Below are 24,965 nucleotides of genomic sequence, written 5' to 3' on the forward strand. Positions count from 1 at the left end.
CGAATCAAATGACCAATCGACAGTCTTATCGTCAAATATTTAAGGCCACCAGTTTATTTGGTGCAGTACAGGTAGTAAATGTGCTTACAGGTATTATAAGGTCAAAATTTGTCGCAATTTTTTTGGGGCCGACTGGAATGGGAGTTTCTGCACTTCTGCTCTCCAGCGTAACTTTGGTGATAACGGTTGTTAGTTTAGGTATTAATTTCAGTGCTGTTAGAGACATATCAAGAGCAAACGAGTCTGGGGATAAAGAAGAATTAAATGTAATCGTAACTATCTTTAAAAGGTGGCTTTGGGTAAGCTGCATTTTTGGCACTATCGTGTTGATATCCCTTTCACCTATCATCAGCTCAATTGCTTTTGGGGATCGTGCTTATACCTTAAGTCTAATTTTACTTTCCTTAATGGCGATCTTTACTTTACTCACCAATGGAAATATCGCCCTGTTGCAGGGAACAAGAAAACTCAACTATGCAGCAAATTCAACAGTAATAGGCTCCCTTCTAGCACTTTTTACATCTATTCCTTTATATTATTTTTATGGTACTAAAGGAATTGTCCCGGCACTTATATTTAGTGCTGTTATTACTTTTATGGTAACAGAATATTTTGCTCGGAAGGTTTCAGTATCTTCTAGAAATGTAAGCCGAAAAGAGACCGTCGGGGTTGGCATGGCTATGGCAAAACTTGGTATGGTTATGATGCTGGGGCAGATTCTTGGAAGTGTTGTAGTATACTTCATTAATCTCGTCATTCGGAGTAAAGGTGGAATGGCCGATGTTGGATTATACCAGGCTGGAACCATGATCACCAACCAAAGTATTGGACTTGTATTTACTGCGATGAGCATGGACTATTTCCCCAGACTGTCAGTTGTGTCAAATGACAGTGAAAAGGTTAATGAAATGGTAAATCAACAGGCAACTATTACAGTATTGATCGCTAGTCCATTATTAATTTCTTTGATTATTTTTGCCCCAATAATTATACACATCTTATTATCACCACAGTTTTATGTGATTTCCAACTTCGTAAGATGGCTTGCATTCGGCACTTTATTTACGGCTCCGGCCGTAGTACTTGGATATATTGCGCTAGCGAAAGGGGATAAGAAAAGTTATTTCCTATATTGTACGGTCTATAACTCTTTATTTTCTATCTTTTTCTATTTAGGAGGATATCTGTTAAATGGGCTTGACGGGCTAGCAATAGGTATGTGCGTGTTTCAAATAGCATACGGTATCTTTTTAAGTATAAAATTCAATTATTTGTATTCGTTTTCCTTCAACAAACAGTTCATCATTCTTTTTTGCATCATAGGTCTGTTTTGTCTGTGTGCCATGATTTCAGTCTTTTTATTAAAGGGCATACCAGGATATTTGTTAGGTGGAGTAATTTTAATTTCTTCATCAATATATTCATGGCGAAGACTAGATAACCTAATTGGCATCAAAATTCATATTGTTGAAAAAATATCTAACTTTAGAAGAAAATAGCAATAATGAGCAATCAGATCCCATCTTTAGGTGCTGTCGTAAGAAAAATCAGCAACTACTTAAAAATCAAACAAAAGTTTGATGCAATCCATACTAAGTTAACAGATAACGGGCGTTTTTCGTGTAATTGGAGTGATCGCTTGCTTATTTTTGGAGAAGACACTGCTACAACCAGTTTTGATACTCATTATGTTTACCATACTTCCTGGGCTGCACGGATATTAGCGCAGTCACAACCCAATTTGCATATTGATATATCCTCAGATCTACGATTTGTCACTTTGGTTTCGGCTTTCGTTCCGATAGACTTTTATGATTATCGTCCTGTGGATATGGCCCTCTCTGGTTTGTCTTCAAAGCAAGGAGATCTGATGTCACTACCGTTTTCGGACAGTTCAGTTTCATCAATATCATGTATGCATGTAATAGAACATATCGGCCTGGAACGTTATGGCGATCCTCTTGATCCTAGGGGAGACATCAAGGCAATAAATGAGTTAAAACGTGTCTTAAAGCCTGGAGGGCAGTTGTTTTTTGTAGTCCCGGTTGGGGGAAGCGCTCGTATTCAATATAATGCCCACCGTATTTATACTTTTGACATGATTTCTTCGCTATTTGCAGATTTAATTCTGGACAAATTTGCACTTGTTACTGATGATGGGAAGTACATAGAACATTCTTCAAAGTCTCAGGCAGATCTGCAAAAATATGGGTGTGGTTGCTGGTTATTTAAAAAAGAATAGTGTCAGAAAGATATTAATGAAAATAGTAAAGTATCTAGTGCGGCTTTTAAAGCCATTTAAAAATTTCGTTGATAATATTTTATTTTTATTTAAATATAATATCCAGGAGAGGAATATTTCTGCAGAAAGCTTAAATCATTATCTTGATAACATCAGATATGAAATTCAGGGCGACATGAAAATACCTGTTCGTCCTGAAATTGAAGACCCTCGCTCCACTCTAGAGAAAATTATTACAGAAAAATGCTCCGTCAGTAGATTTGGAGATGGGGAATTTGAATTATTACAAGGAAAATCCATAGAATTTCAGGTCAGTTCAACGAGGTTACAGGAAAGGTTAAGAGAGATATTGATATCTAATAACCAGAATGTGATGATCTGCATTCCTCATTATTTCTGGTACTCTATTGAAGATTGCAACTCAACGATTAAAGATTACACTAGAGGCAAGGTTTCTCAGCGGAGGACTAATTACGAACAACTATTGTTAAAAAATAAGCGCTATTTTGCTACTGAATTTACCCAATTGTATATGACATATGATCAGAAAATAGATTTGACAGAATATTTTGAACGGCTAAGATCAATCTGGCTTGGACGAGATATAACGGTCATCCAAGGCTCCGGCATAACCAAAGGGTTTAAATTCGATATTTTTGATAATGCCTTATCTGTCAACTATCTTTACGCGCCATCAAGAGATGCATTTTCTCAATATGATGTGATTTTGGAAAATGCAAAACAAACCGATAAAGGACGTTTGATACTAATTATATTGGGGCCAACGGCAACCGTTTTGGCCTATGATCTGGCTATTTCAGGTTTTCAGGCGCTAGATCTGGGACATACGGCAAAGGATTTCAATTTTTATAAAAACAACGTTGAGAAAAATTCATCCAATATCCATAAATTTTACATGGCAGACTAATGAAGAAAATCATTAACAGTATATCAATTATCGTTTTCTCTAAAGACAGACCATTACAATTGGATGGCTACCTCCGTAGCCTCTTATACTTTAGCGATCTTGATGAAAAACAAATCACTGTATTGTATAAGGATAGTAATGAAATTTTGTATGAAAATCTTTTCGGTGACTATCAGTTCGTAAATTGGATCAAAGAAGATAAATTCATGAATAACCTGACAACAGTCATTAATAATTCGTCTGAGTATATTATGTTTGGCTGTGATGATGTAATTTTCAAAGACTTCATTGACATTAATTATGCTTTAAATACAATGTTTGATCGAAAGGACCTTTTCGGATTTAGTCTCCGGTTGGGTCGCAACATTAAACCGAGTCCAAAAAATATTGTTGTCGAACCATCACATATTACTTGGAACTGGAAGGCTAATAATTTAAGTAGCTGGAATTACCCCTGGGAACTTGATTCAACCATTTATCGCAAAGAAGATGTGCTCGATATTTTGTCTCAACTGGATGAGAAAAAGATCAAAAATCCTAATTTCTTTGAAAGCGAGATCGCAGGTAACCTGTCAAATTATATAAAACTTTATAAGATGGCTGCGTTTCATAAAAGCAAATCAATTGTGGTGACGGTAAATAGGGTTCAGGAGACATTTAAGAACGAATTTGATGATTCACTTGCAACAGATGTCCATAGCTTATACAGAATCTATCTGACAGGAGCAAAAATGGATTATTTAAAAATCTCAGAAAAAAGCAATAAACACATTCATGTAGGTGCAGAATATTTTAAACTTACTGGTACAACAAATTATCAGCTAAATCTGATAATGCGGTTCCAATTTTATTGTAAAAAATTAAGAAATTTTCTGAAGCGTTCTATTTAAACCTATTTATCAGTTCCATGAGAATATTAATACCCGTGTTACAGTTTGGAAACTCCGGTGGTTTTCGGGTTTTATCAAATTTAGCAAATACCTGGATTGCCAGCGGTCATGAGGTTGTTTTTATGAGTCCAATTGCAAACATTTTGCCTTATTTTCCTACTGTAGCAAAAATTATTTGGATAGATGTAAACGGTGATACTTGCGCGGAAAATATGATCATTGAAGAAGCACGATACTCGATGTTTCAACGTTGGAGAGCATTATATCGAGCGTTAAATAAATTGAATTCTTCATTCGACGTAGTCCTGGCTAATCATTCTCTATCAACTTATCCGGTATATTTCTCGCGAATAAAAGCTAAGAAGTTTTATTATATACAAGCATATGAACCGGAGTACTATCAGTCACTTGGGGGTTTGAAATCTAAATGCCTGAGTTTATTTTCGTGGTTTAGTTATTATCTAAATTTGGAAAGGATAGTAAATGCCGATCTTTATATGCGTTATAAAAATATTAGGGCTAAAATGGTAGTTACCCCAGGAATTGATTTGGAAATATTTAAGCCTCAAGCGTCAGATTTTGTTGATAAACGCGGAATAATTGGCTGCATAGGACGTGTGGAATCGTTTAAAGGTACTAGTTATATACTTGATGCTTTTTTACTTGCCTATAAACGGAACCCTAATTTAAAATTGCATATTGCTTTTGGTGATAAGTCTAATGAGAAATTACACCCTGCAATAAAGGTTTTCATGCCGAAAAGCGATCGCGAGTTGAGTGTATTTTATAATTCATTAGACATCTTGGTTACAGCAGGAACCGTTCAGCTTGGTGCCGCCCATTACCCTGTTATAGAGGGTCTTGCATGTGGCATTCCTGTTATCCATACCGGATATTACCCTGGAACAGTATCAAATTCCTGGATTGTTCCTATTCGGGATGCTCAGGCAATAGCGGACAAGATTTTTGAAATTAGTTCAAATCAGAAATTGAAGGATCTTAAGATTGCAAAGGGATTTAGTAGTGTTGATAAATTTAGCTGGCCACTAGTAGCTCAAAAAATGTATTCTTATTTTTTAAATTGAGTATATGTGGTTTTATTATGTGCTATACTTTTTATTAGTAACCGCGTTTTATTTCGCAGTAAGATATGATAGACAAAAAGAAATATTTATTGCTTGTCTTGCATTGCTCTGTGTAATTTCCGGGTTCAGGCCTTCAACCTGTTGCCTCGACTACCTAAATTATGTGGATTATTATAAAGATGTGGACAAAATCGGTTTATTACAAATTGAACCAACCTTTTTTTTAATTGCAAACATTGCCCGAAGTTTGTTTGATACCTCAATTGCGGTATTTGTCATTTACAGTGTCCTTGGTGTTTTTTCGAAGGGGTATGCATTTATAAAATTATCAGAATTCTATTTGTTATCACTAATTATTTACAGTGCAACTTTTTTCATACTTCACGAAATGACTCAAATTAGAGTGGGGGTCGCCTCCTCCATTCTATTGTTGGCGGTTCCGGTTATCTACGAAAAAAAATGGTTTATTTTCTTTTGTCTAATTCTGCTTGGTACATTATTTCATTACTCGTTTTTAATATTTTCTTTTTTTTATTTTCTTAATCCTAATCGAATCAGACCCGTTTTCTATATTTGTCTATTGGTATTTGGTTATTTGATTTTTTTATTAGGTATAAACGCAGCTTCCTTAATGGAATACGTTCCTATTGATTTCATCTCTGAAAAATTCAAAGTCTATAACAGCCTTCTTGAAAATGGGCAAGATGATAAAATTAATGTATTTAATCCACTAGTAATTTTTAGACTTAGTTTCTTAATGTTATTATTGTGGAAATGGGAATATCTATACGAAAGGAATAAATACGCGATTATTCTTATCAAAATATATGCATTCTCCAATTTTTTCTTTGTTTTTCTATATTCTTTGCCGGTTTTAGCGTTCCGAACAAGGGAATTATTAGGCATTGTTGAAATAATATTGCTGCCATTTTTTGTCTATCTCATTAAGGAAAAACATATAGCATTTATAGCCATACTAGTAGTAGGCCTCACTATGATGTCTATCGAAATGTGGTACAATGGTTTGATATTGGGATATTTTTAATTTTTTGTAAATTTGGGCATATATATGCAGGAATATATTTATAGTCATGTTTTGCCTATTGTTGTTTTATATAGACAGACAATTGAAGAGTCTTCCACATTACTCAGTCTAAATGCATCTTTGGCATTGTTAAATTTAAAGATGGATCTTTTTATCTATGACAACAGCCCAGAGGCTAATGTCTCGGATAATCATTTTAGCTGGCGACAGTTTAGAGTACATTATTCCCATGACCCTACAAACGGGGGGCTAAGTAAGGCATATAATGAAGGCGCAAAAAAGGCAGTTCAAATGAACAAAAAATGGTTGTTGCTTCTTGATCAGGATACATCTTTTGCTAAAACAATACTGTCCAGTTATCAAGTCGCAGTTGACAATAATCCAAGAGTCAGGCTATTTGCTCCTATCTTAGAATTGAGTAATGGGATTATATTTTCACCGTGTATCAATAAACACAAGAGAGGTTATCCAGCAAAGGAAATTTCATCAGGCTTGCATAGTCTTTCCAAACTGTCCCCTGTTAATAGTGGTATTCTCGTAGATTTGAATCTATTCCTTGAAGTAGGTGGTTACAATGAAAATCTGAAAGTTGATTTTTGTGATTTCCAGTTTCTTGAAAAAATTCAAAAGAAAGAGAGTGATTTTTATGTCGTTGATTCTGTAGCTTCACAAGATTTTTCCAGTGATGAAGTTTCTCTGCAGAAACAGCGACATAGGTTTGAGATTTACCTTAAAGATGCAATAAATTGTGAGAAGACAAGTTTAAAGGATAAGCTGGAATTTTTGTACACTGTAACAAGACATACGCTCGGGCTCACTTATAAACAAAAAAGCCTGGTCTTTATTAAGATTTATTTTTTAAAATATTTAACATGCTAATGGATAATTATCGTGCTTCAGTATGCATGGCGACATATAATGGTGAAAAATATATTTACGACCAGATTAAGTCCATCCTTGACCAGCTACGATCCGATGATGAATTGATTATCTCAGACGATCAGTCTAAAGACCATACAATCAGCATAATCGAGTCTTTTAATGATCCACGGATTAAACTGTTTCTTCATAAGAACGTAGGAAGGCCAACGGAAAATTTCCAAAATGCATTGGAAAAAGCTGAAGGCGAAATTATCTTCCTGGCGGATCAAGACGATGTATGGATTGAAGGAAAATATGAGAAAATGCGAAAGCTCCTGAAAACATATGACTTAGTTCTTAGCAATTCAATTTTAGTGGATGAAGATTTAAAAGTATTAAATTCGTCTTTTTTTCACTATCATGGATCTGCTAAAGGTGTTGTTAGAAACGCCATTAAAAACTCTTATTTTGGCTCCTGTATGGCTTTTAGAAAGGGCCTGCTGCAATACGCATTACCTTTCCCCTCAACACTGGAGATTGGGCACGACATTTGGCTGGGTTTGGTAGCGGAAATGACCGGGAATGTCTATTTTACAAATGAAGCTATGATTCTATATCGGCGGCATGGGTCTACAGTTACGCCTCATGGCATTGGTAAAAGTAAGCGAAGTTTATTTGTTAAATTATGGAGCCGGATCATTGTGTTAAAATACGTTCTTAAATTTTATTTAAAATATCTTAAACATGCAAGAAGGATTAGTGTCCATAATAACACCAATGTATAACGGGGAAAGATTTGTTAGTCTAACCATCACATCCGTATTAAATCAAACTTATCCTAATTGGGAGATGATCATTATCGACGATGGGTCAAAGGATAAAGGCCCTGCAATAGTTGCTGAATTTGTAGCAAAGGACAATAGAATAAGCCTGTTTAGTCAGAAAAATGGTGGTTCTGCTGCGGCAAGAAATAACGGAATTAGGCGTGCCCGAGGTCAATATATTTCATTACTGGATGCAGATGACACATGGAACCCTGATTTCCTGGAAAAGCAAATTAGTTTAATGAAGGATAAGAAAGCATTATTGGTTTATTCCTCTCATACCCGAATTGATGAACATTCAAAAGAGATTTTAAAACCCTATATCGTCCCGGAAAAGATCGCTTACAATGATCTTTTAAAAACATGTTATATTTCATGTCTAACAGGTGTCTACGATACCAGTGAATTTGGGAAAATATATCTCAGGGAAGACATGAAAAGCTTGCGTGATGATTATGTATATTGGCTAGAAATTCTAAAGCATGTAAAGGTAGCTTATGGAACAAAAGATGTAATTGCCAATTATAGAATTCTTGACTCTTCTGCAAGCCGGAAAAAGAGAAATGTTATTATTCCACATTTTAAGGTCTTGTACAAGGTAGAGAAATTAGGACTATTACGTAGTTTGTACTATTTGTCAAACTGGGCTGTTATAAGTTACTTTAAGTATAAAAAATGAATAACAAATATGACTTTCTTATTGTCGGTGCCGGATTATATGGTTCTACCTTCGCATACGAAGCGACAAAACGTGGCAAAAAATGCTTGGTTGTAGATAAACGAAACCATATTGCCGGAAATATATACAATGAAAATATTGAAGGAATTAATGTACATACCTACGGCGCTCACATTTTTCATACAAGTAGCAGGAGGATTTGGGATTATGTTAACTCCTTTGTGGAATTCAATAGATATACAAATTCGCCAATAGCAAACTATAAAGGAGATCTGTATAATTTACCTTTTAATATGAACACTTTTTATCAGTTGTGGAAAGTGAAGACACCTGATGACGCAAGATCAAAAATTGAGGAACAAATCAGTTCTCATATAAAAAAAGCGCCGAGAAATTTAGAGGAACAAGCATTATCTCTTGTTGGTGGCGACATTTATTACAAGTTAATAAAGGGCTATACCGAAAAGCAATGGGGTCGGAAAGCTACTGAGCTTCCTGCCTTTATTATTAAACGTTTGCCGATTAGATTTACGTTTGATAATAATTATTTTAATGATAATTACCAAGGTATTCCCATTGGTGGATACAACAAAATTATTGAGAAGATGCTTGCCGGAATCGATGTAGAATTAAATACGAACTATATTCACAATAGACCTACACTTGATAACATCGCAAAGAATGTGGTTTTTACTGGAATGATTGACGAATTTTATGATTATAGATTTGGTGCTTTAGAATATAGATCTTTAAAGTTTGAACATGAGATATTGGATATGCCAAACTATCAGGGTAATGCAGTTGTCAATTATACTGATTCTGAAACTCCTTTCACTCGTATCATTGAACATAAACATTTTGAATTTGGAAATCAGGACAAAACTATTATAACCAGGGAATATCCCCTGGAGTGGACTAAAAGGAATGAACCTTATTATCCAGTTAATGACGAAAAAAATGATAAACTTTTCAAGAGATACAAAGAGCTGTCCAGGAAAGAGCAAAAAGTCATTTTTGGTGGGAGATTGGCTGATTATAAATACTATGACATGCATCATGTTGTTGGTTTAGCTCTCAAAAAGATTGCGGAAGTATTTAAAGAGAAAGAGTCACTCGATATAATTTAACTATGGCAATTCTAATTACAGGTATTTCGGGTTTTGTCGGTAGGAATTTACAGTCTTATCTAATTAAATATTCCAAAGAAGAAATATCTGATTTGGATCTAAGAACCCGTTGGCTGGAGAAAATTAAAACTGATACAAATACTATAGTCCACCTCGCGGGTAAAGCTCATGATTTACTGAATTCCTCTCATCCGGACGAATATTATAAAATAAACTTTGATCTAACTTGTAAAGTTTACGATGCTTTTTTAAAGTCAAATGCTAAGTGTTTTATATTTGTTAGTTCAGTTAAGGCTGTTGCCGACAGGATAGAAGGTACTTTGGACGAAACTATTACTCCCCATCCGGAAACCCACTATGGGAAATCAAAACTCATGGCTGAAGAGTATATAATGCAACAGCCTTTACCTAAGGGTAAAAATTTTTATATATTGAGACCATGTATGATCCATGGGCCTGGTAATAAGGGAAATTTAAATCTGTTGTATAGATTTATTCAAAGGGGAATCCCTTACCCATTAGCAGCATTTGATAATAAAAGATCATTCTTAAGTGTCGAAAATCTTTGTTTCGTGATAAAAGAGATAATATCTTCGAACAAAGTCCCGTCTGGAATCTATCACATTGCAGATGATGAAGCACTATCCACAAACGAATTGATAACATTATTGGCGCGGAGTCTTGGGAAAAACCCAAAACTCTGGATAATTTCTAAGTCAATTATTCGTAAATTAGCATGGATAGGTGATAAGTTAAGGCTTCCGTTAAATAGTGAACGCTTAAATAAGCTTACTGAGAATTATATTGTAAGTAATGAGAAGATTAAAAAGGTATTACTTTTAGAATTGCCAATTCAATCAAGTGAGGGCATAATAATAACGGCAAATTCTTTCAACAATGGATAAATATCTCATAACTGGTGGACGAGGATTTTTAGGCAAATATATAAGTGATCATATGTCTGCACTTGGTTTTCAGGTTGAAACTCTTGGGCGTGGAAGTGGAAATTCCATAGTCTGCGATCTGTCATTGAGATACCCTTCATTAGATACCCACGTTGATATTGTTGTTCACTGTGCCGGTAAAGCCCATATTTTTCCCAGGACAGAACGTGAAAAAATTGAATATTCCGACGTTAATGTAAATGGCATGAAAAACTTACTAATAGGTTTGGATGCTGCAGTAATTAGACCGAAATCATTTATCTTTATAAGCTCTGTTTCAGTCTACGGCAAAGATGAAGGACTAGATATTAATGAGCATAGCCCACTTTTGGCAAATGATCCATATGGACAAAGTAAAATTGGAGCTGAAAGTATAATTAGGGAATGGTGTGACCAAAATAATGTTAAATGTACTATCCTTAGACTGCCACTGGTAGCCGGCCAAAATCCACCGGGAAACCTGAAAGCAATGATAAATAGTATAGCTAAAGGATATTATTTTAACGTTTCTAGCGGAAGAGCGCGTAAAAGTATAGTTATGGCTCAGGATGTGGCAGAACTAATTCCCCGAGCCGCAAATATAGGTGGGATATTCAATTTAACAGATGGCTACAACCCATCATTTAAGGAGCTTTCAGTCCTTATTGCAAATCAGCTTAATAAACGATATCCAATATCTTTGCCGGTATGGATGGAAAAAATCCTTGTTTTTCTAGGAAATTATCTTGGCTTTTTTACGCCATTCAATGCATACAGATATTCAAAACTTACGTCCAGCCTTACTTTTGATGACAGGGCAGCAAGGGAGACATTGGGATGGAACCCCAGACAAGTGTTGCAAAATTTCAAAATCAGATAATTTATTATGCGACATCACTTAATTCGCATAGTATTATTCATCTACTGGAAGCTGATAAACGTAGTTTGGTTCTTTTTGACACAGAAAAAAGAGCAGTTGATTTTACAAAGCGACTATTCAATTGTTGTCATAACCTACATCGACAGGTTTGATACTTTTTTTAAGCCGTTGATAAAAAAGTTAAGATTTTGTTTTCCGGATACTCAATTGATTGTTGTAGTCAACGGTCATTTTGATGTTATCAGACAAAACGAATATCTTATAAATTTAAATCTCTTTCTGAAAAAATATAAAAATGTAAAGGCTATTAAGTTCGAGACTCCCCAAAGCCTGAGCAAGCTCTGGAACCTCGGTCTCCTGGAAGCTGCCTGTGAAAGGGTGATGATATTGAATGATGATGTCAACATTTCTCCATGGTTCAGGTCTGAAATCAACCACAGCGGTATATTAAATGAGCGAATTACATTAATGAACAGAAGTTGGAGTCATTTTATGATCTCTAAAGACATAGTAAGAAGGGTAGGCTGGTTCGACGAGCGCTTTCCTGCCATTGGTAATGAAGACGAAGATTATGAAGCCAGACTCGTATTCAGTGGAATTACATTACCAACCATTACATTTAGGCAGATCCAGAATATCGTAGAAATTCCTAAAAGCTATTCATATGGAGAGCACGTAGAATTGGTTAATATTAAGTATGTAAAGGCCAATAAAGAATTCTTTAATTCAAAATGGGAAATTTCTAGCAATAGAAAAGAAGGATTTAAGTATGTGCAAATATTAGGTGCATATTTAAAGCTTAAAAATGGAATGGAAACACCTGATTTTTATGATCTTAACCAAATATGAACCAACAAAATATGAAGCTGGAAAAAGATCGTATTGTCAGGAGTAGTTTCTTTTCTATCCTACAGATTATAACCACGTCTCTTGGTTACATTGGTATTTATTTATTAATTATTTTTACCTTGGGAAAGGAACAACTGGGCATTTGGTCTATCATTACCTCTGTTCCTGCTGTTATGTCTTTTCTTGGTTCAGGAGTTTCAGGGTCATTAGTTAGGCACGTACCATCCTACGCTGACAGAAATCAAATAATTGCGATTAATAAGCTGATTACAAATGGAATTTTGTTTAATTTACTACTTGCGCTGGTCATAATTATTCCTGCATTAATTTTTAAAATGGAAGTTTTAGGGTTTATGTTTGGCATTACTATCGTTCCCCAGCTTTACATAAATATTTACTATATCACACTTTTAGTCTTTCTGATCAACTTTGTTGGGTCAGTTAATTTGTCGGCATTAGATGGTTTACAACTTATCTCCTTAAAGAATAAACTGCTAATTTGCTGTTCATTATTTTTTTGCTTCAACGCATTTATATTTATTTATCTCTTTGGCTTAATTGGTCTGTTATATGCACAATTGATGCAAGGATTACTGGTATTTTCCTTCAGTATTTTTGCCCTATATAAAATAGGCCGCATCAACCTTAGCCTTCGGGATATTGATAGAAAAGTAATCCGCCTTTTCTACACCTACGGCGGAAGGTTGCAATATATTTCCATATTATCAATGCTGTTTGATCCCGCAACCCGATATTTTCTTAACCGTTACTTTGGATTGAGTACGGTTGGAATCTATGACATTGTAAACCGTGTAATCACACAGATTAGGATGCTGATTATAAGTGCAATGCAGGTAATAACCCCATTTGTTGCCAAACGCGACAAAGAAAGCAGTTTCGATTTGATCTATAATAAGGCATTCAGAGGAGCACTTATGATGTGCAGTATTTTATTTGGCTGTTTGATTACTGCCTCATTTTCGGTGATCTATTTATTTAAAAAAGTGGAGGTAGTAGATTTTCAAATCCTTGTGCTCTATCTCTCAAGCGCCAATGTTATTAACATTCTGGCTTCACCGGCCTATTTTATCATGATGGGAGTGGGTAACCTAAAATACATTACGATTTCACATTTCATGTCAACCACTTTAAATATAGTTCTTTTCCTGTGTCTCGGCAATTTAATGGCAGCATCAATTATGGTTTTGCCCACATTTGCAGCAACAATTCTTTCATCAGTTTACGTTGCTGTCAGCTTTAAAAAGAGCTATATCAAGCGATCCGACATTCTGAAAAGAGCCGATCTTGGTATATATTTAACGAGCCTGTTGTTCCCACTAATATGTGTAGCCATTTCCTATTTGCATTTTAATCTAATTATTTTGATCACAGTAGCAGTTATACAAAGCATGACCTTATTGTTTCTAAGCCTTAAGAATGAGTATCTTAGAGAAGTAATTGATATAGTGTTAAAACGTAGACCTATAAAAGCTGTTCCATGAATATCCCGAAGGTTACTATTATCACAGTAGTTTTAAATGGCGAAGCTCATATTGAATGTGCAATAAAAAGCGTTCTTGCTCAGACATATAATAATATTCAATATATCATTATAGATGGACAGTCGACTGATGGAACGTTAGCAATTGTTAACAGATATAAAGAAAAACTAATACTGATTAGTGAGCCGGATAGCGGTATTTATGCCGCGATGAACAAAGGACTCCAACTCGCAGACGGAGAACTTATCGGTATTTTAAACAGTGACGACTGCTATGAGCCTAATACAGTTGAACTCGTAGTTCATGCAGCCAACGAACATCCTTCATATGATATTTATCACGGTTTACTTCGTTGGATCGACGAAGATCAGATTTCTGCATGGGTTCTTGGTCACCATCATAGTTTTTTAAAGCATGGAATGATTGAGCACCCAACTTGTTTTGTAAGAAAGGCGGTATATGACACTATTGGTCACTTTGACGCAGATTATGCGGCGGCCGCAGATTATGCTTTTATGTTGAAAGCCTTCAATCATGGCAAAAAATTCTATTTTCTGGAGCGTATTCTTGCAAGCTTCCGCTCAGGTGGTATCTCAGGTTCTTTCCGCGGAGCCGTTGAAACCCTGACGATAAGACATAAATTTGGATTTATTAGTGCAAATAAGAGAAGACTATTAACAGCTTACTGGTGGTTAAGAACTCGTCAATGAAAGTGGCCTTTTTAATAAGTGACAGCTCACTTGAACGTGGGGGAGAACGTGCGACAATAACGCTTGCAAACAGTTTCGCTGCTGGAAATTACGAGGTAAACTTATTGTCACTATACCAAAAAAATAAGCCAGGTTTTTTTGAGGTAGATAAGCGCATCCAGGTTCATATCGCAATCAAGGGATCCCAATCTAAATCTAAATGGCTGTTCCAAAAGCTTAAAGAAATGATATTTGTCTTTGGTCAGCTTAGAAGGATTGATATTGATGTGTTCATTGGAGTTGGGACTTACTGTTCCGTGCTCCTAGGGTTTTTTAAATGGCTAAATAGCAAAAAAAAATATGTAGCCTGGGAGCATTCTAATTATTTTGCGGTCTCGCCCGCCTGGGATAGACTTAGAAAGGTCTACTATCAAAAATTAAATGCGATTGTCTGCTTAAATCAAACCGATCTTAAAATCTATCTTCAAGAATTTAAGAATGTCTATCAAATTCCGAATATGATAGGCTTTAAAACTGAAGACAAGGCGACAAGAGAGAGAAAAATTATTTTATCAATTGGCGCTTTGGAGGAAGAAAAAGGTTTTGATCTTTTAATTCGCGCTTTTCACACTGTAAAGCATTTAGACGATTGGAATCTTTTAATTGTTGGAGCCGGAAGTAAGAAAACAGAATTATTAAGATTGGCTGCACAATTGGAGATGCGCGATAGAGTGATTATCAAAGACAATACGAAGGCAATAATTCGGGAATATCTCAATGCATCTATCTATGTGCTGCCATCCAGAAGAGAAGGCTTTGGAATGGTGCTTATTGAGGCAATGGAATGCGGCCTGCCTTGTATCGCTTTTGATTGCCCAACAGGTCCGGCAAATATTATTACTCATTACCAAAATGGGCTTTTAGTCCCGGCTTTGGATTATCGGGCTCTTGGTCAAATGATGGCACTTTTGGTAAGCGAAGGCGATCTGGCCAGGAAATTGAGTAACGCAGGATTGACAACTGTTGAACAGTATAGTGAATCAAAGGTTTTGTCATTTTGGAAGATTCTATTAAATGATTTGTACCAATGATAATCGGGATAGACTATAGATTTGCTGTAACGAGCGTTAGAGGCATAGGCTACTATATCCGAAAGGTCGTGGCCCACCTTGCATTGCTTGATGTGACCAATAGCTATATATTGTATGTAAATGAAGATGTAAAAACTGTACTTCCTTCAAACTTTAAGGCAGTTAGATTACAAAGTAAAAATTTGATTTTATTTGAACAATACTACTTGCCACGGCAAGCACAGCTTGATGGGGTTGATGTTTTATGGTATCCCTCAAATTCAGGCCCCATCTTCCTTAAAAAAAGAATCCGATTGGTTGTGACCATACATGATCTTGCCTTTATAAAAGCAAAGACATCAGTCTTTATAGATATGATTACTATTGAGAAAACTAAATTCGCTTTAGCAGAACTTTACAGGTTGTTGTCGCTAAAGCTCGGACTTACAAGAATCAATGAAATAATAACTGTATCCGATTTTTCTGCGTTAGAGATTCAAAAACGGTTACATAGAAAAGCCGTAGTGATACACAACCACGTTGAGGAAATTTCAAATAATATCGAAGACAATACGATATTGGAGCGATTAGGGATAAATTCAAAAAACTATATTTATACAATAGCTGGAGAAGCACCTCATAAAAATTTAAGTGGATATATCAGGCTATTTAAGGAGTTTACTATCAAAAAAACCTTAGTGATCAGCGGTGTTTATAATCCTAAATTAATTCTTAAATATTCGTCGCCTGACGTCATCTTCACCGGGACTATCACAGAATCAGAAAAAAAATCCTTATACAACCACGCTGCTTGTTTTTTACTGCTTTCTTATCAGGAGGGCTTTGGAATACCCATACTCGAAGCAATGCAGTTTGGATTACCTATTATCAGTTCAGACGGGGGCTCACTTCCAGAAATTGGCGACGGGGCAGTTACACTGGTCGATCCGAACAATCTTAAACAAGTAGCACTTCTATTAAATGCTACTATTGAGTCTGGGTTTGTACCTTTGGCAAATCAGAAAGTGCAACTAAAGAAATTCAGTAACTGGACGAAATCAGCGAAATCTCACCTGGAAGTATTTATAACAAGACATCGATAAAATGAAAAAACTGGTTTTTTTTCTTCCTGATATTACTACCTCAGGTGGTGTAGAGAGAGTTGTATGCAGTCTCGCCAACGCCTTACACGCTACAGAATTATATGAAGTGCATATTCTTACCAGTGTCAAAGCGGAAACTTTGCCCCATTACCAGTTGCACAGCGACATTTGTATAGACACACTTTCATGCACGGATTATCCTCGAAATTCCTTTTCAAAGATACTATGGTATTTAAAACTCGTTGAGCCGCTACAAAAATACATCAAACAAAACTCTCCAGATACTATCTTTTCCGAAGGTGGATACCTTTCCCTTTGCCTGGCATTGGTCAGGACGAGGAAAACAAAGAAAATTGGATGTGAGCACATCAATCATAAAGCATTAAATCTGGTTCATTCCTTTGTTAGAAGGCATTTGTTCAAAAGACTGGATGCGCTTGTGGTACTCACCGCCCAGGATCAAACTTATTACCAGGCTTTTTTAAGAAATGTTGTTCTGATTCCAAACTTTATTGATATTGAAAACCTTTTTTTTGAAGGATCCAGAGACCAAACCATTGTGGCTTGTGGCCGTTTGGTAAATCAGAAAGGTTTTGATCTTCTGATCAAGGCCTTTTACAATGTACATAAAAATGAGCCTGGCTGGAATTTGGTCATTTATGGTGAGGGTACGGAAAGACACAAATTGGAAAAATTAACCTCTGATCTCGCATTGCAATCATCTGTAATATTACCCGGTTTTACAAAAAGTATTTATCACAACCTTCAGCGAGCATCAATTTTCGTTATGCCATCAAGGTATGAAGGATTTCCACTTGCTTTATTAGAAGCTATGACAGTCGGGTTGCCGGTTATCTGTACAAATATCAGTGGCATCGACGCACTTATCAGAAACAACGAAAATGGACTATTAGTGGATCCAAATAACGTCACCGGAATTGAAAAAGCAATTCTTAGGCTAATTGGATCAAGCGAACTACGCGAATCCTTATCTTATGCATCAAGGATAACTGCAAGTGACTACCATGTCAGTGTAGTAATAGACAAATGGCAAAATTTAATCGGAATGACGAAACACAATGGCAGAAATGGAATTTAGTGTGCTAATGTCAGTATATTTCAAAGAAGAGCCATCATTTTTGAAGGAGGCGTTGCTTAGCATTAGAAATCAGACACGCAGACCTGGTGAAATTATTCTTATGATCGATGGTGGTATTTCATCAGCGCTGGAACAGGTTATCGATCATTTTAAAAGAATTAATCCCGGACTACTCAAGACGTTCGGGATTCCTAGCAGTGCGGGTCTTGGAAATGCACTTAAACTTGGACTTAACCATTGTCAACATGAAATTGTCGCCCGAATGGATAGCGATGATATTGCTGTACCGTCAAGATTTGCAAAACAATTTGAATTTTTAAAGAATAATCATGATATCGCCATCGTGGGCTCTAATATTGAAGAATTCAATAATCTTCCCGGAGACCTCAAACGGTATAAGATAATGCCCGAAAACGAAACAGAAATTGTCAGATATGCCAAATATAGAAACCCTTTAAACCACCCGACTATTATGTTCAGAAAGGACGCAGTCATTTCTTCCGGCAGTTATAACGGCGATTTCGAATTATTTGAAGACTACAGTTTATTTATCAGAATGCTGGTCCAAGGCCACAAATTTCATAACATCCAGGAAAATCTTTTGTATTTTAGGATTGGTGATGGCCTTGCAAATATTCGTCGCAGAAGCGGGATGCATTATGTAATGAAGGAACTTAAGTTCCTAAAATATGCTTATGACATTAAGTTTATTAATTTAGCGGAGTATTTTAACTCTCTGATAATGAAGATTTTCTTAAGATTAGTTCCGCCAAAGATTGTTTTATGGTTTTATAAAAAGTTTCTGAGGTTTAAAAGCAGCGCATAATACTATACCTTTGTATGCATAAACTGTTTAAAAATCTTAATGACCAGTATATACCTATACCCTCTTTTTTTAGTTCTCTTTTTTTTAATAATGCTGCTTTATTTTAAGCTCGCAGATCACTATAATATCATTGATAAGCCAAATCACAGGAGTTCACACTCTGTATTGACCATTAGGGGCGGAGGTGTTATTTTTCCTATTGCTGCAATAATTTATTCCTTTCTGGACCACTTTCAACATCCTTATTTTATTATAGGCTTATTTTTGATTTCATTTATCAGCTTTCTTGACGATCTACTTACTTTAGACAGCAAAGTCAGGCTTTTTGTCCATTTGATCTCTGTTGCAGCAATGCTTTACGAACTGCGGGTAGATGTTATGCCGTTTTATATAATTGCTATTTCAGCAATATTCGCTATAGGGGTAATTAATGCATACAATTTCATGGATGGAATAAATGGAATGACAGGGGCATACAGTCTGGTAAGCATGTCAACTTTATATTACATCAATGAATACATTATTAAATTTGTGGCCAGCGACCTGTTGATACTGACAGGTATCTCTATATTAGTATTTAACTATTTTAATTTCAGAACTGTAGCCAAGTGCTTTGCCGGCGATGTTGGAAGTATTTCAATAGCCTTCATCATAATATTTCTTACAGGGGGGTTAATTTTAGAAACCCAAAACTACAGCTATATTTTATTTTTTCTGGTATACGGTCTTGATGCCGGATCAACCATTGTCTTCAGGCTGATGAGAAAAGAAAATATTCTGGAAGCTCATAGAAGTCATTTCTACCAATATTTGGCTAACGAAAGGAATGTTTCTCACAAGCTGATATCTTCAGGATATGCAACAATCCAATTAATTATCAATATATTATTACTCCGTTGTAGTTCAATTTCCCTTACTTGCTTCCTTATTATCATGTTTACAGCCACTATTCTATTCATGGCTATCCGTTTTTTTACCGAAGGAATAAATCGTTTGTTGAGAACAGGGATTTAAATTAATAAAACAAGAAATAATTCTATATCTTTATCGCAATGCTCTCTTTTAATTTATCATCATGTAGCGTAGGCGATAGAAACTACGTTTTAAGAGTAGCACGGAATTTGTAGTGTAGTTGTTATACTTTATTTTAAAAATTGTTTACTCAAATCAACATAGTCCCCAGGTGGATCATCTTTTGTTTAGATCTTTTGATCTGTATGCTGTCGCTATCTGCTGCCTACCTAATCAGATATAATTTTGACCTCTCTACAATGGACTATGTGGAGTTTAGTAGAAATGTTCTGATTCTAACGGGAATCAATACAGTCGTCTTTTTCAATGTAAAGACCTTTTCCGGAATTATAAGATATACCAGCGCTCAGGATAGTATCCGTATTTTGTTTGCTGTGCTGATTAGCAATGGATTATTTTTCCTTATCAATCTTTCGGTTGTTGCGTTTAAAGATGCCGCATATGTCTCCAATAGTGTTCTGGCAATCAATGGGCTTGCTAGTTTTTTATTATTGATAACTTATAGGGTGCTGGTTAAATACTTTTTTATGTACATCAAAAACCTAAAACTTGATAAAGTACGGGTAATGATATACGGTGCGGGTGAAGCCGGAGTTGCAACAAAGAGAACCTTTGATCACGATAACAAGGTCAATAAAAATATTATTGCATTTGTTGATGATGACGAAAGGAAGGTAGGAAAAACAATTGATGGAGTTAAGATTCTTGATGCGAGGAACCTGGTAAATCTTATTGTTGAACATCAGCTTGATGAAATTATTTTCGCATCTTATACCATACCTCTGGAGCGAAGAAACCAGATTGTGGAGGTGTGCCTTGAGAATGAGATCCAGGTCCTAAATATACCACCTGCCGACGTTTGGATAGGAGGAAAACTAAATACATCTCAAATACAAAATATAAATATTGAGGATCTTCTGAATCGCGAATCTATAAATATCGATATAGAAGGTATCGGCAGACAACTTAAAAATAAAAGAATATTAATTACAGGCGCGGCCGGATCCATTGGCAGCGAAATCGTGCACCAGCTTCTAAAATTTGAGGTGGGATTGATTATCCTGAATGATCAGTCCGAAACGGCTCTTCATGACCTTTATCTGGAACTTACTGAGAATTATAAGAATACGAATTTTCTTTCTTACATCGGTGATGTAAGGGATGAAAAAAGGATGGAACATTTATTTTCAGCTTATAAACCACACTATGTATACCATGCAGCTGCATACAAACATGTTCCAATGATGGAAGATAATCCGTGTGAAGCAATTAAGACGAATGTGTTGGGTACAAAAATTATTGCAGATAAGTCTGTGAAATATGGGGTACAAAAATTTGTCATGATATCCACCGATAAAGCAGTGAATCCAACCAACGTTATGGGTGCATCCAAGCGTATAGCAGAAATTTATGTTCAATCATTAAACAATTCATTAATTGCCAATGATCACATTTTTCAAAATGGATTGAGTTACATTAATGAATTAAATGTAAGGCCGATAACAAGATTTATCACTACCAGATTTGGAAATGTTTTAGGGTCAAACGGTTCAGTTATTCCCCGCTTCAAACTGCAGATTGAAAGGGGGGGGCCGGTGACTGTTACTCATCCCCACATTACCAGATATTTCATGACCATCCCAGAGGCTTGTTCATTAGTTCTTGAAGCAGGGTGTATGGGAAAAGGGGGAGAAATCTTCGTATTTGACATGGGTAAATCCGTTAAAATTGTAGATTTAGCTCATAAAATGATCAGATTGGCTGGATTGTTGCCAAATCAGGACATTAAAATAGAATATTCGGGATTGAGACCAGGCGAGAAGCTTTTTGAGGAGTTGCTTAATGACAATGAAAACACTATGCCTACCCATCATGAAAAAATTATGATAGGCAAAGTGAGAGAATATATCTTTTCAGATATAGAGAAAGCGATTTATTCGTTAATAGATTCTGCTAAGAGTAGTGATGACCGTCAGGTAGTTTCTAAAATGAAGGACTTGGTACAGGAATATAAAAGCCAGAACTCCAGATTCGAAGAATTGGACAGCATCCAGTCCTAATATATTTCAAATAATACATTAAATGAGAAAATTATTCCTGTGCGTCCTTTTATATTTCCTCTTTCAAGCACTTGTTAAAGCTCAGGAACCGACACCCAATCAAAATATCCCTTACTCCTATCAGTTCTATCAAAAGTTAAATAAACAGGTTTACGACTTGAATTCAAGAATGCACAGCACCATTAAAGGTTATTATGCAGATGATAGTCTCTTGAATACCAGACATGTTGAACTAATGAGCCTGGGGACGGATAGTCTGAATCAAAGAACCTGGTTTAGAAGGAAACTAACAGAAGAACATTTGATAAATGTATCCGCACCTGATTATACTTTTTATGCTGATTTTCTTCCTGACTTTCAAATAGGAAGGGAGTTTGATGAAAGTAAAACCACCTGGAAGAATACGCGCGGGTTTCAACTCGGTGGAACAATAGGAAAGCAATTCTCGTTTTATACCAATGGTTTTGAAAATCAGGGGGTCTTTGCCAACTATCTGACAGAATTCATTGATTCGAATAAAGTAGTGCCAAGTGAGATGTCGGGCAAGTTTGACAACAAAACCAAAGATTGGTCTTATGTAACGGCATTTTTATCTTTTACGCCAAGTAAGTATATTAACCTGGCTTTAGGTTATGATAAAAATTTTATTGGAGATGGATACCGGTCGATGCTGCTTTCAGACGTGGTCGCCAATTATTCCTTTTTTCGGTTGAGGGCTACACTTGGCAATGTACAATACCAAACTATATTTGCATATATGCTTGATCCTGGTGCGCCGAAGTTTACAACCGACCGCAGATTGGGTGACAGGGGTAAATGGAATGCAATGCAGTATGTCGACTGGAATGTAAATAATCGGCTTTCTATTGGCTTTTTTCAGGCAGTGACCTGGGCAGATGCCGAACCAGAGGGCAAAAGAGGTTTTGATTTTAATTATATCCACCCCTTCGTATTCTTAAGATCTATAGAAGGAGCCAATGTAAGTTCACCTGATAAACTACGTCTGGGGTTAAACACAAAATATGAGCTCACTCAAAATACGGTTGTTTATGGACAGTTTATGATCGATGAATTTACAGCAAAAGAATTTTTTAGCAACAAAGGTTATTGGGCCAATAAGTGGTCGGCTCAACTGGGTCTCAAAGGTTCAGATCTGTTCAAAATTAAAGATTTAAACTGGCTAACAGAATTCAATACAGCAAGACCTTATACCTATGCGCATTTTCAGCGAGTTGACAACTATGCTGGCATGAACCAACCGTTGGCGCATCCAATGGGAGCAAACTTTAGAGAGTTTGTAGGGCTGCTAAACTATAGTTATAAACGCTTTGATTTCCAGGGGCAAGCCATATATGCCAGATATGGCCTTGACCCTGAAGGCCAGAATTATGGCAAAAATATATTTCTAAGCTATGATACACGGGCACTTGAATATGGCAGTAAAGTTGGGCAGGGCATTAAAACCAACTTCTACTTCGGGGAGATAAAAGCCTCATATCTGATCAATCCGAAGTACAATCTTCGTTTTGAGCTGGGTGGAGTTTATAGACGTGAAAATAGTGGTATGGCAAAGAACTCTCAATTGATCACATTTGGCTTGAGAAGTACTTTCAGGAATCTTTATCAAGATTTTTAGCGCTAAATTCGGATTTAATTTTACTATCTTGGGGAACAATTGAGGTGCATGAAAATCTTACGGTATAAATTTATTTGGACAATATCAGTGCTTATTGTCTTTGGCGCGAAGCAAGAGCTGTTTGCCCAGACCTTACCGGTTGGCCTGCTTGAAAATGTAGAGGATTCCGTTCGCAGGGATCAATTACTGGGCAAAGATAGCTTAGGAAGTTCGTACATGATTAGGCCGCTTCATAATGTTGGTCCGAGCCGTTATGTATATTCCGCTGAAAATAAACACTTTGCATTTAGTCTTCTTCCATTGGTACTGCAAAATCAGATCAATTCACATTATGCCTATGGTCGTAATGATAATTCAATGATTCCGGCTAAAGGATATGAAGCAATGATTTCGGGAGGATTTTATGCGAGAGCGGGTCCTTTAAGTATTCAATTGCGCCCTGAATATATATATGCACAGAACAAAGATTTTGACCTTCCCGAAACAGTTGATAATTACCTTTACTATGCCTATCCCGAACTGGTTTACAATAGGATAGATAATCCATCAAAATTTAACGGTGGAGCTTATAAAAAAGGCAACTGGGGGCAGAGCAGTGTACGGTTGAATTTTGATCCGGTATCTGTAGGAATATCAAGCGAGAGCCTTTGGTGGGGTCCCGGGAAAAAAAATTCACTGCTCATGAGCAATAATGCTCCCGGATTTAAGCATTTGACATTAAATACAATGCGTCCGGTGGATGTGTTTATTGGAAAGATCGAGGCTCAGATCATCGCAGGGAGACTGGAAGCTTCAAATGTCAGTCTGCCAGAAAACCCCAATCCGGAAGGATCTCCCACAGCATTTAAAACCAAACCAGATACCTGGCGCTCCATAGCAGGAATAATCGTTACTTATCAGCCCAAATGGCTTCCGGGTTTGTCTGTCGGTTTCGATAGGACAGCTGTGGCCTATCATAACAAAAGAGACAGCGCCGTTAAGTTTTTCTCCTGGTTTGGCCGGTGGGTGATGCCGGAGACACACGCCGAAGTATACGTTCAGTACGGAAGGAATGACCACCTGGCAAATTCTGCTGGCAAAAAATTGCATTCCAATGCTTACGTGGCTGGTTTTAATAAGCTCGTATCCTTAAACAGACAACAGGAATATATCCAGGTGGGAGTAGAATTTACGCAGCTTGAAGTACAAAAAAAAGGTCAGATCACTAATCATTCCTGGTATCTCGATGATTTGATCGTTCATGGGTATACCAACACAGGTCAGGTAATGGGTGCAGGAATAGGACCAGGAGGTAATATGCAATCACTGGACGTCAGCTGGGTTAAAGGGCTAAAAAGGATTGGTATTTCAATGGACAGGATTGTCAATAACAATGATTTTTTTTGGGCCACAGTATACCCGGTTAAAGACATCAGAAGACATTGGATAGATCTTGTCTATTCCGGAACAGCCAGCTGGAATTTTAACCGTATAATCCTGAATGCCCAACTTTCATATATCAAGTCACTAAATTATCAGTGGGGATATATAGACAGCAAGGGTTTTTTCTTTGACTTACCAAAGTATGATAAAAATAACATACATACTAAATTAGGGATTATGTATAACTTCTAAC

23 protein-coding genes are annotated in these 24,965 nt (G+C 36.3%); all 23 read left to right on the top strand.

The window, feature by feature from the left end; genetic code table 11:
• The first annotated feature begins 8 nt into the window (after positions 1–8).
• The 23 genes from VK541_RS00145 (at position 9) to VK541_RS00255 (ending at position 24,964) form a co-directional block, all read left to right on the top strand.
• Positions 9–1,499, top strand: coding sequence for an oligosaccharide flippase family protein (locus VK541_RS00145; RefSeq protein WP_324365661.1), 1,491 nt, complete (start codon positions 9–11; stop codon positions 1,497–1,499).
• 5 nt (positions 1,500–1,504) lie between these two features.
• Complete coding sequence (locus VK541_RS00150) at positions 1,505–2,242, top strand: DUF268 domain-containing protein (RefSeq protein WP_324365663.1); 738 nt, start codon at positions 1,505–1,507, stop codon at positions 2,240–2,242.
• Between the two features lie 16 nt (positions 2,243–2,258).
• Positions 2,259–3,170, top strand: a complete 912-nt coding sequence (locus VK541_RS00155) for a GT-D fold domain-containing glycosyltransferase (protein ID WP_324365666.1) — start codon at positions 2,259–2,261, stop codon at positions 3,168–3,170.
• Positions 3,170–4,060, top strand: coding sequence for a hypothetical protein (locus tag VK541_RS00160; RefSeq protein WP_324365668.1), 891 nt, complete (start codon positions 3,170–3,172; stop codon positions 4,058–4,060). Before VK541_RS00155 ends, VK541_RS00160 begins: the two co-directional genes overlap by 1 nt.
• 17 nt (positions 4,061–4,077) lie before the next feature.
• Positions 4,078–5,145 carry a glycosyltransferase family 4 protein gene (locus VK541_RS00165; RefSeq protein ID WP_324365670.1) on the top strand — a complete coding sequence of 356 codons (1,068 nt, stop codon included), beginning with the start codon at positions 4,078–4,080 and terminating at the stop codon, positions 5,143–5,145.
• A 4-nt stretch (positions 5,146–5,149) separates the two neighbouring features.
• Positions 5,150–6,190 carry an EpsG family protein gene (locus VK541_RS00170; protein WP_324365671.1) on the top strand — a complete coding sequence of 347 codons (1,041 nt, stop codon included), beginning with the start codon at positions 5,150–5,152 and terminating at the stop codon, positions 6,188–6,190.
• A gap of 24 nt (positions 6,191–6,214) precedes the next feature.
• Entirely contained in the window at positions 6,215–7,069 is an 855-nt protein-coding gene (locus VK541_RS00175) for a glycosyltransferase (RefSeq protein WP_324365673.1), read from the top strand.
• Positions 7,069–7,836: a glycosyltransferase family 2 protein gene (locus VK541_RS00180; RefSeq protein WP_324365675.1), complete on the top strand. Its 768-nt coding sequence runs from the start codon at positions 7,069–7,071 to the stop codon at positions 7,834–7,836. Before VK541_RS00175 ends, VK541_RS00180 begins: the two co-directional genes overlap by 1 nt.
• Positions 7,796–8,554, top strand: a complete 759-nt coding sequence (locus VK541_RS00185; RefSeq protein WP_324365677.1) for a glycosyltransferase family 2 protein — start codon at positions 7,796–7,798, stop codon at positions 8,552–8,554. The genes VK541_RS00180 and VK541_RS00185 overlap by 41 nt, the downstream gene beginning before the upstream one ends.
• A complete protein-coding gene (gene glf / locus VK541_RS00190) occupies positions 8,551–9,681 on the top strand; it encodes a UDP-galactopyranose mutase (RefSeq protein ID WP_324365679.1) in 1,131 nt (376 codons plus the stop codon). Before VK541_RS00185 ends, glf begins: the two co-directional genes overlap by 4 nt.
• A 2-nt stretch (positions 9,682–9,683) precedes the next feature.
• On the top strand, positions 9,684–10,586 hold the full coding sequence (locus VK541_RS00195) for an NAD-dependent epimerase/dehydratase family protein (protein ID WP_324365682.1): 903 nt from the start codon (positions 9,684–9,686) through the stop codon (positions 10,584–10,586).
• Complete coding sequence (locus VK541_RS00200; protein WP_324365685.1) at positions 10,579–11,484, top strand: NAD-dependent epimerase/dehydratase family protein; 906 nt, start codon at positions 10,579–10,581, stop codon at positions 11,482–11,484. Before VK541_RS00195 ends, VK541_RS00200 begins: the two co-directional genes overlap by 8 nt.
• Positions 11,485–11,490: 6 nt before the next feature.
• Positions 11,491–12,333 (top strand): hypothetical protein, encoded by an 843-nt coding sequence (locus VK541_RS00205; protein ID WP_324365687.1) that lies wholly within the window; start codon positions 11,491–11,493, stop codon positions 12,331–12,333.
• 11 nt (positions 12,334–12,344) lie between these two features.
• On the top strand, positions 12,345–13,835 hold the full coding sequence (locus VK541_RS00210; RefSeq protein ID WP_324365689.1) for a hypothetical protein: 1,491 nt from the start codon (positions 12,345–12,347) through the stop codon (positions 13,833–13,835).
• The gene (locus VK541_RS00215; protein WP_324365691.1) at positions 13,832–14,545 is read left to right on the top strand and encodes a glycosyltransferase family 2 protein; all 714 of its coding nucleotides are present in this window, start codon (positions 13,832–13,834) and stop codon (positions 14,543–14,545) included. Before VK541_RS00210 ends, VK541_RS00215 begins: the two co-directional genes overlap by 4 nt.
• Positions 14,542–15,615, top strand: coding sequence for a glycosyltransferase family 4 protein (locus VK541_RS00220; protein ID WP_324365694.1), 1,074 nt, complete (start codon positions 14,542–14,544; stop codon positions 15,613–15,615). The genes VK541_RS00215 and VK541_RS00220 overlap by 4 nt, the downstream gene beginning before the upstream one ends.
• On the top strand, positions 15,612–16,697 hold the full coding sequence (locus VK541_RS00225; protein ID WP_324365696.1) for a glycosyltransferase family 1 protein: 1,086 nt from the start codon (positions 15,612–15,614) through the stop codon (positions 16,695–16,697). Before VK541_RS00220 ends, VK541_RS00225 begins: the two co-directional genes overlap by 4 nt.
• A 1-nt stretch (position 16,698) precedes the next feature.
• On the top strand, positions 16,699–17,796 hold the full coding sequence (locus tag VK541_RS00230) for a glycosyltransferase family 4 protein (protein WP_324365698.1): 1,098 nt from the start codon (positions 16,699–16,701) through the stop codon (positions 17,794–17,796).
• Positions 17,777–18,622, top strand: coding sequence for a glycosyltransferase (locus VK541_RS00235; protein WP_324365700.1), 846 nt, complete (start codon positions 17,777–17,779; stop codon positions 18,620–18,622). Before VK541_RS00230 ends, VK541_RS00235 begins: the two co-directional genes overlap by 20 nt.
• Before the next feature lie 39 nt (positions 18,623–18,661).
• Positions 18,662–19,636 carry a UDP-GlcNAc--UDP-phosphate GlcNAc-1-phosphate transferase gene (locus VK541_RS00240; RefSeq protein WP_324365702.1) on the top strand — a complete coding sequence of 325 codons (975 nt, stop codon included), beginning with the start codon at positions 18,662–18,664 and terminating at the stop codon, positions 19,634–19,636.
• A 257-nt stretch (positions 19,637–19,893) separates the two neighbouring features.
• A complete protein-coding gene (locus VK541_RS00245; protein ID WP_324365704.1) occupies positions 19,894–21,714 on the top strand; it encodes a nucleoside-diphosphate sugar epimerase/dehydratase in 1,821 nt (606 codons plus the stop codon).
• Between the two features lie 22 nt (positions 21,715–21,736).
• Positions 21,737–23,350: a gliding motility protein RemB gene (locus VK541_RS00250; RefSeq protein WP_324365706.1), complete on the top strand. Its 1,614-nt coding sequence runs from the start codon at positions 21,737–21,739 to the stop codon at positions 23,348–23,350.
• 48 nt (positions 23,351–23,398) lie between these two features.
• Positions 23,399–24,964: a capsule assembly Wzi family protein gene (locus VK541_RS00255; RefSeq protein ID WP_324365708.1), complete on the top strand. Its 1,566-nt coding sequence runs from the start codon at positions 23,399–23,401 to the stop codon at positions 24,962–24,964.
• The last annotated feature ends 1 nt before the right edge of the window (position 24,965 follow it).

The sequence above is a fragment of the Pedobacter sp. genome, assembly GCF_035317785.1.
In the GTDB taxonomy this organism is placed as follows: Bacteria; Bacteroidota; Bacteroidia; order Sphingobacteriales; family Sphingobacteriaceae; genus Pedobacter.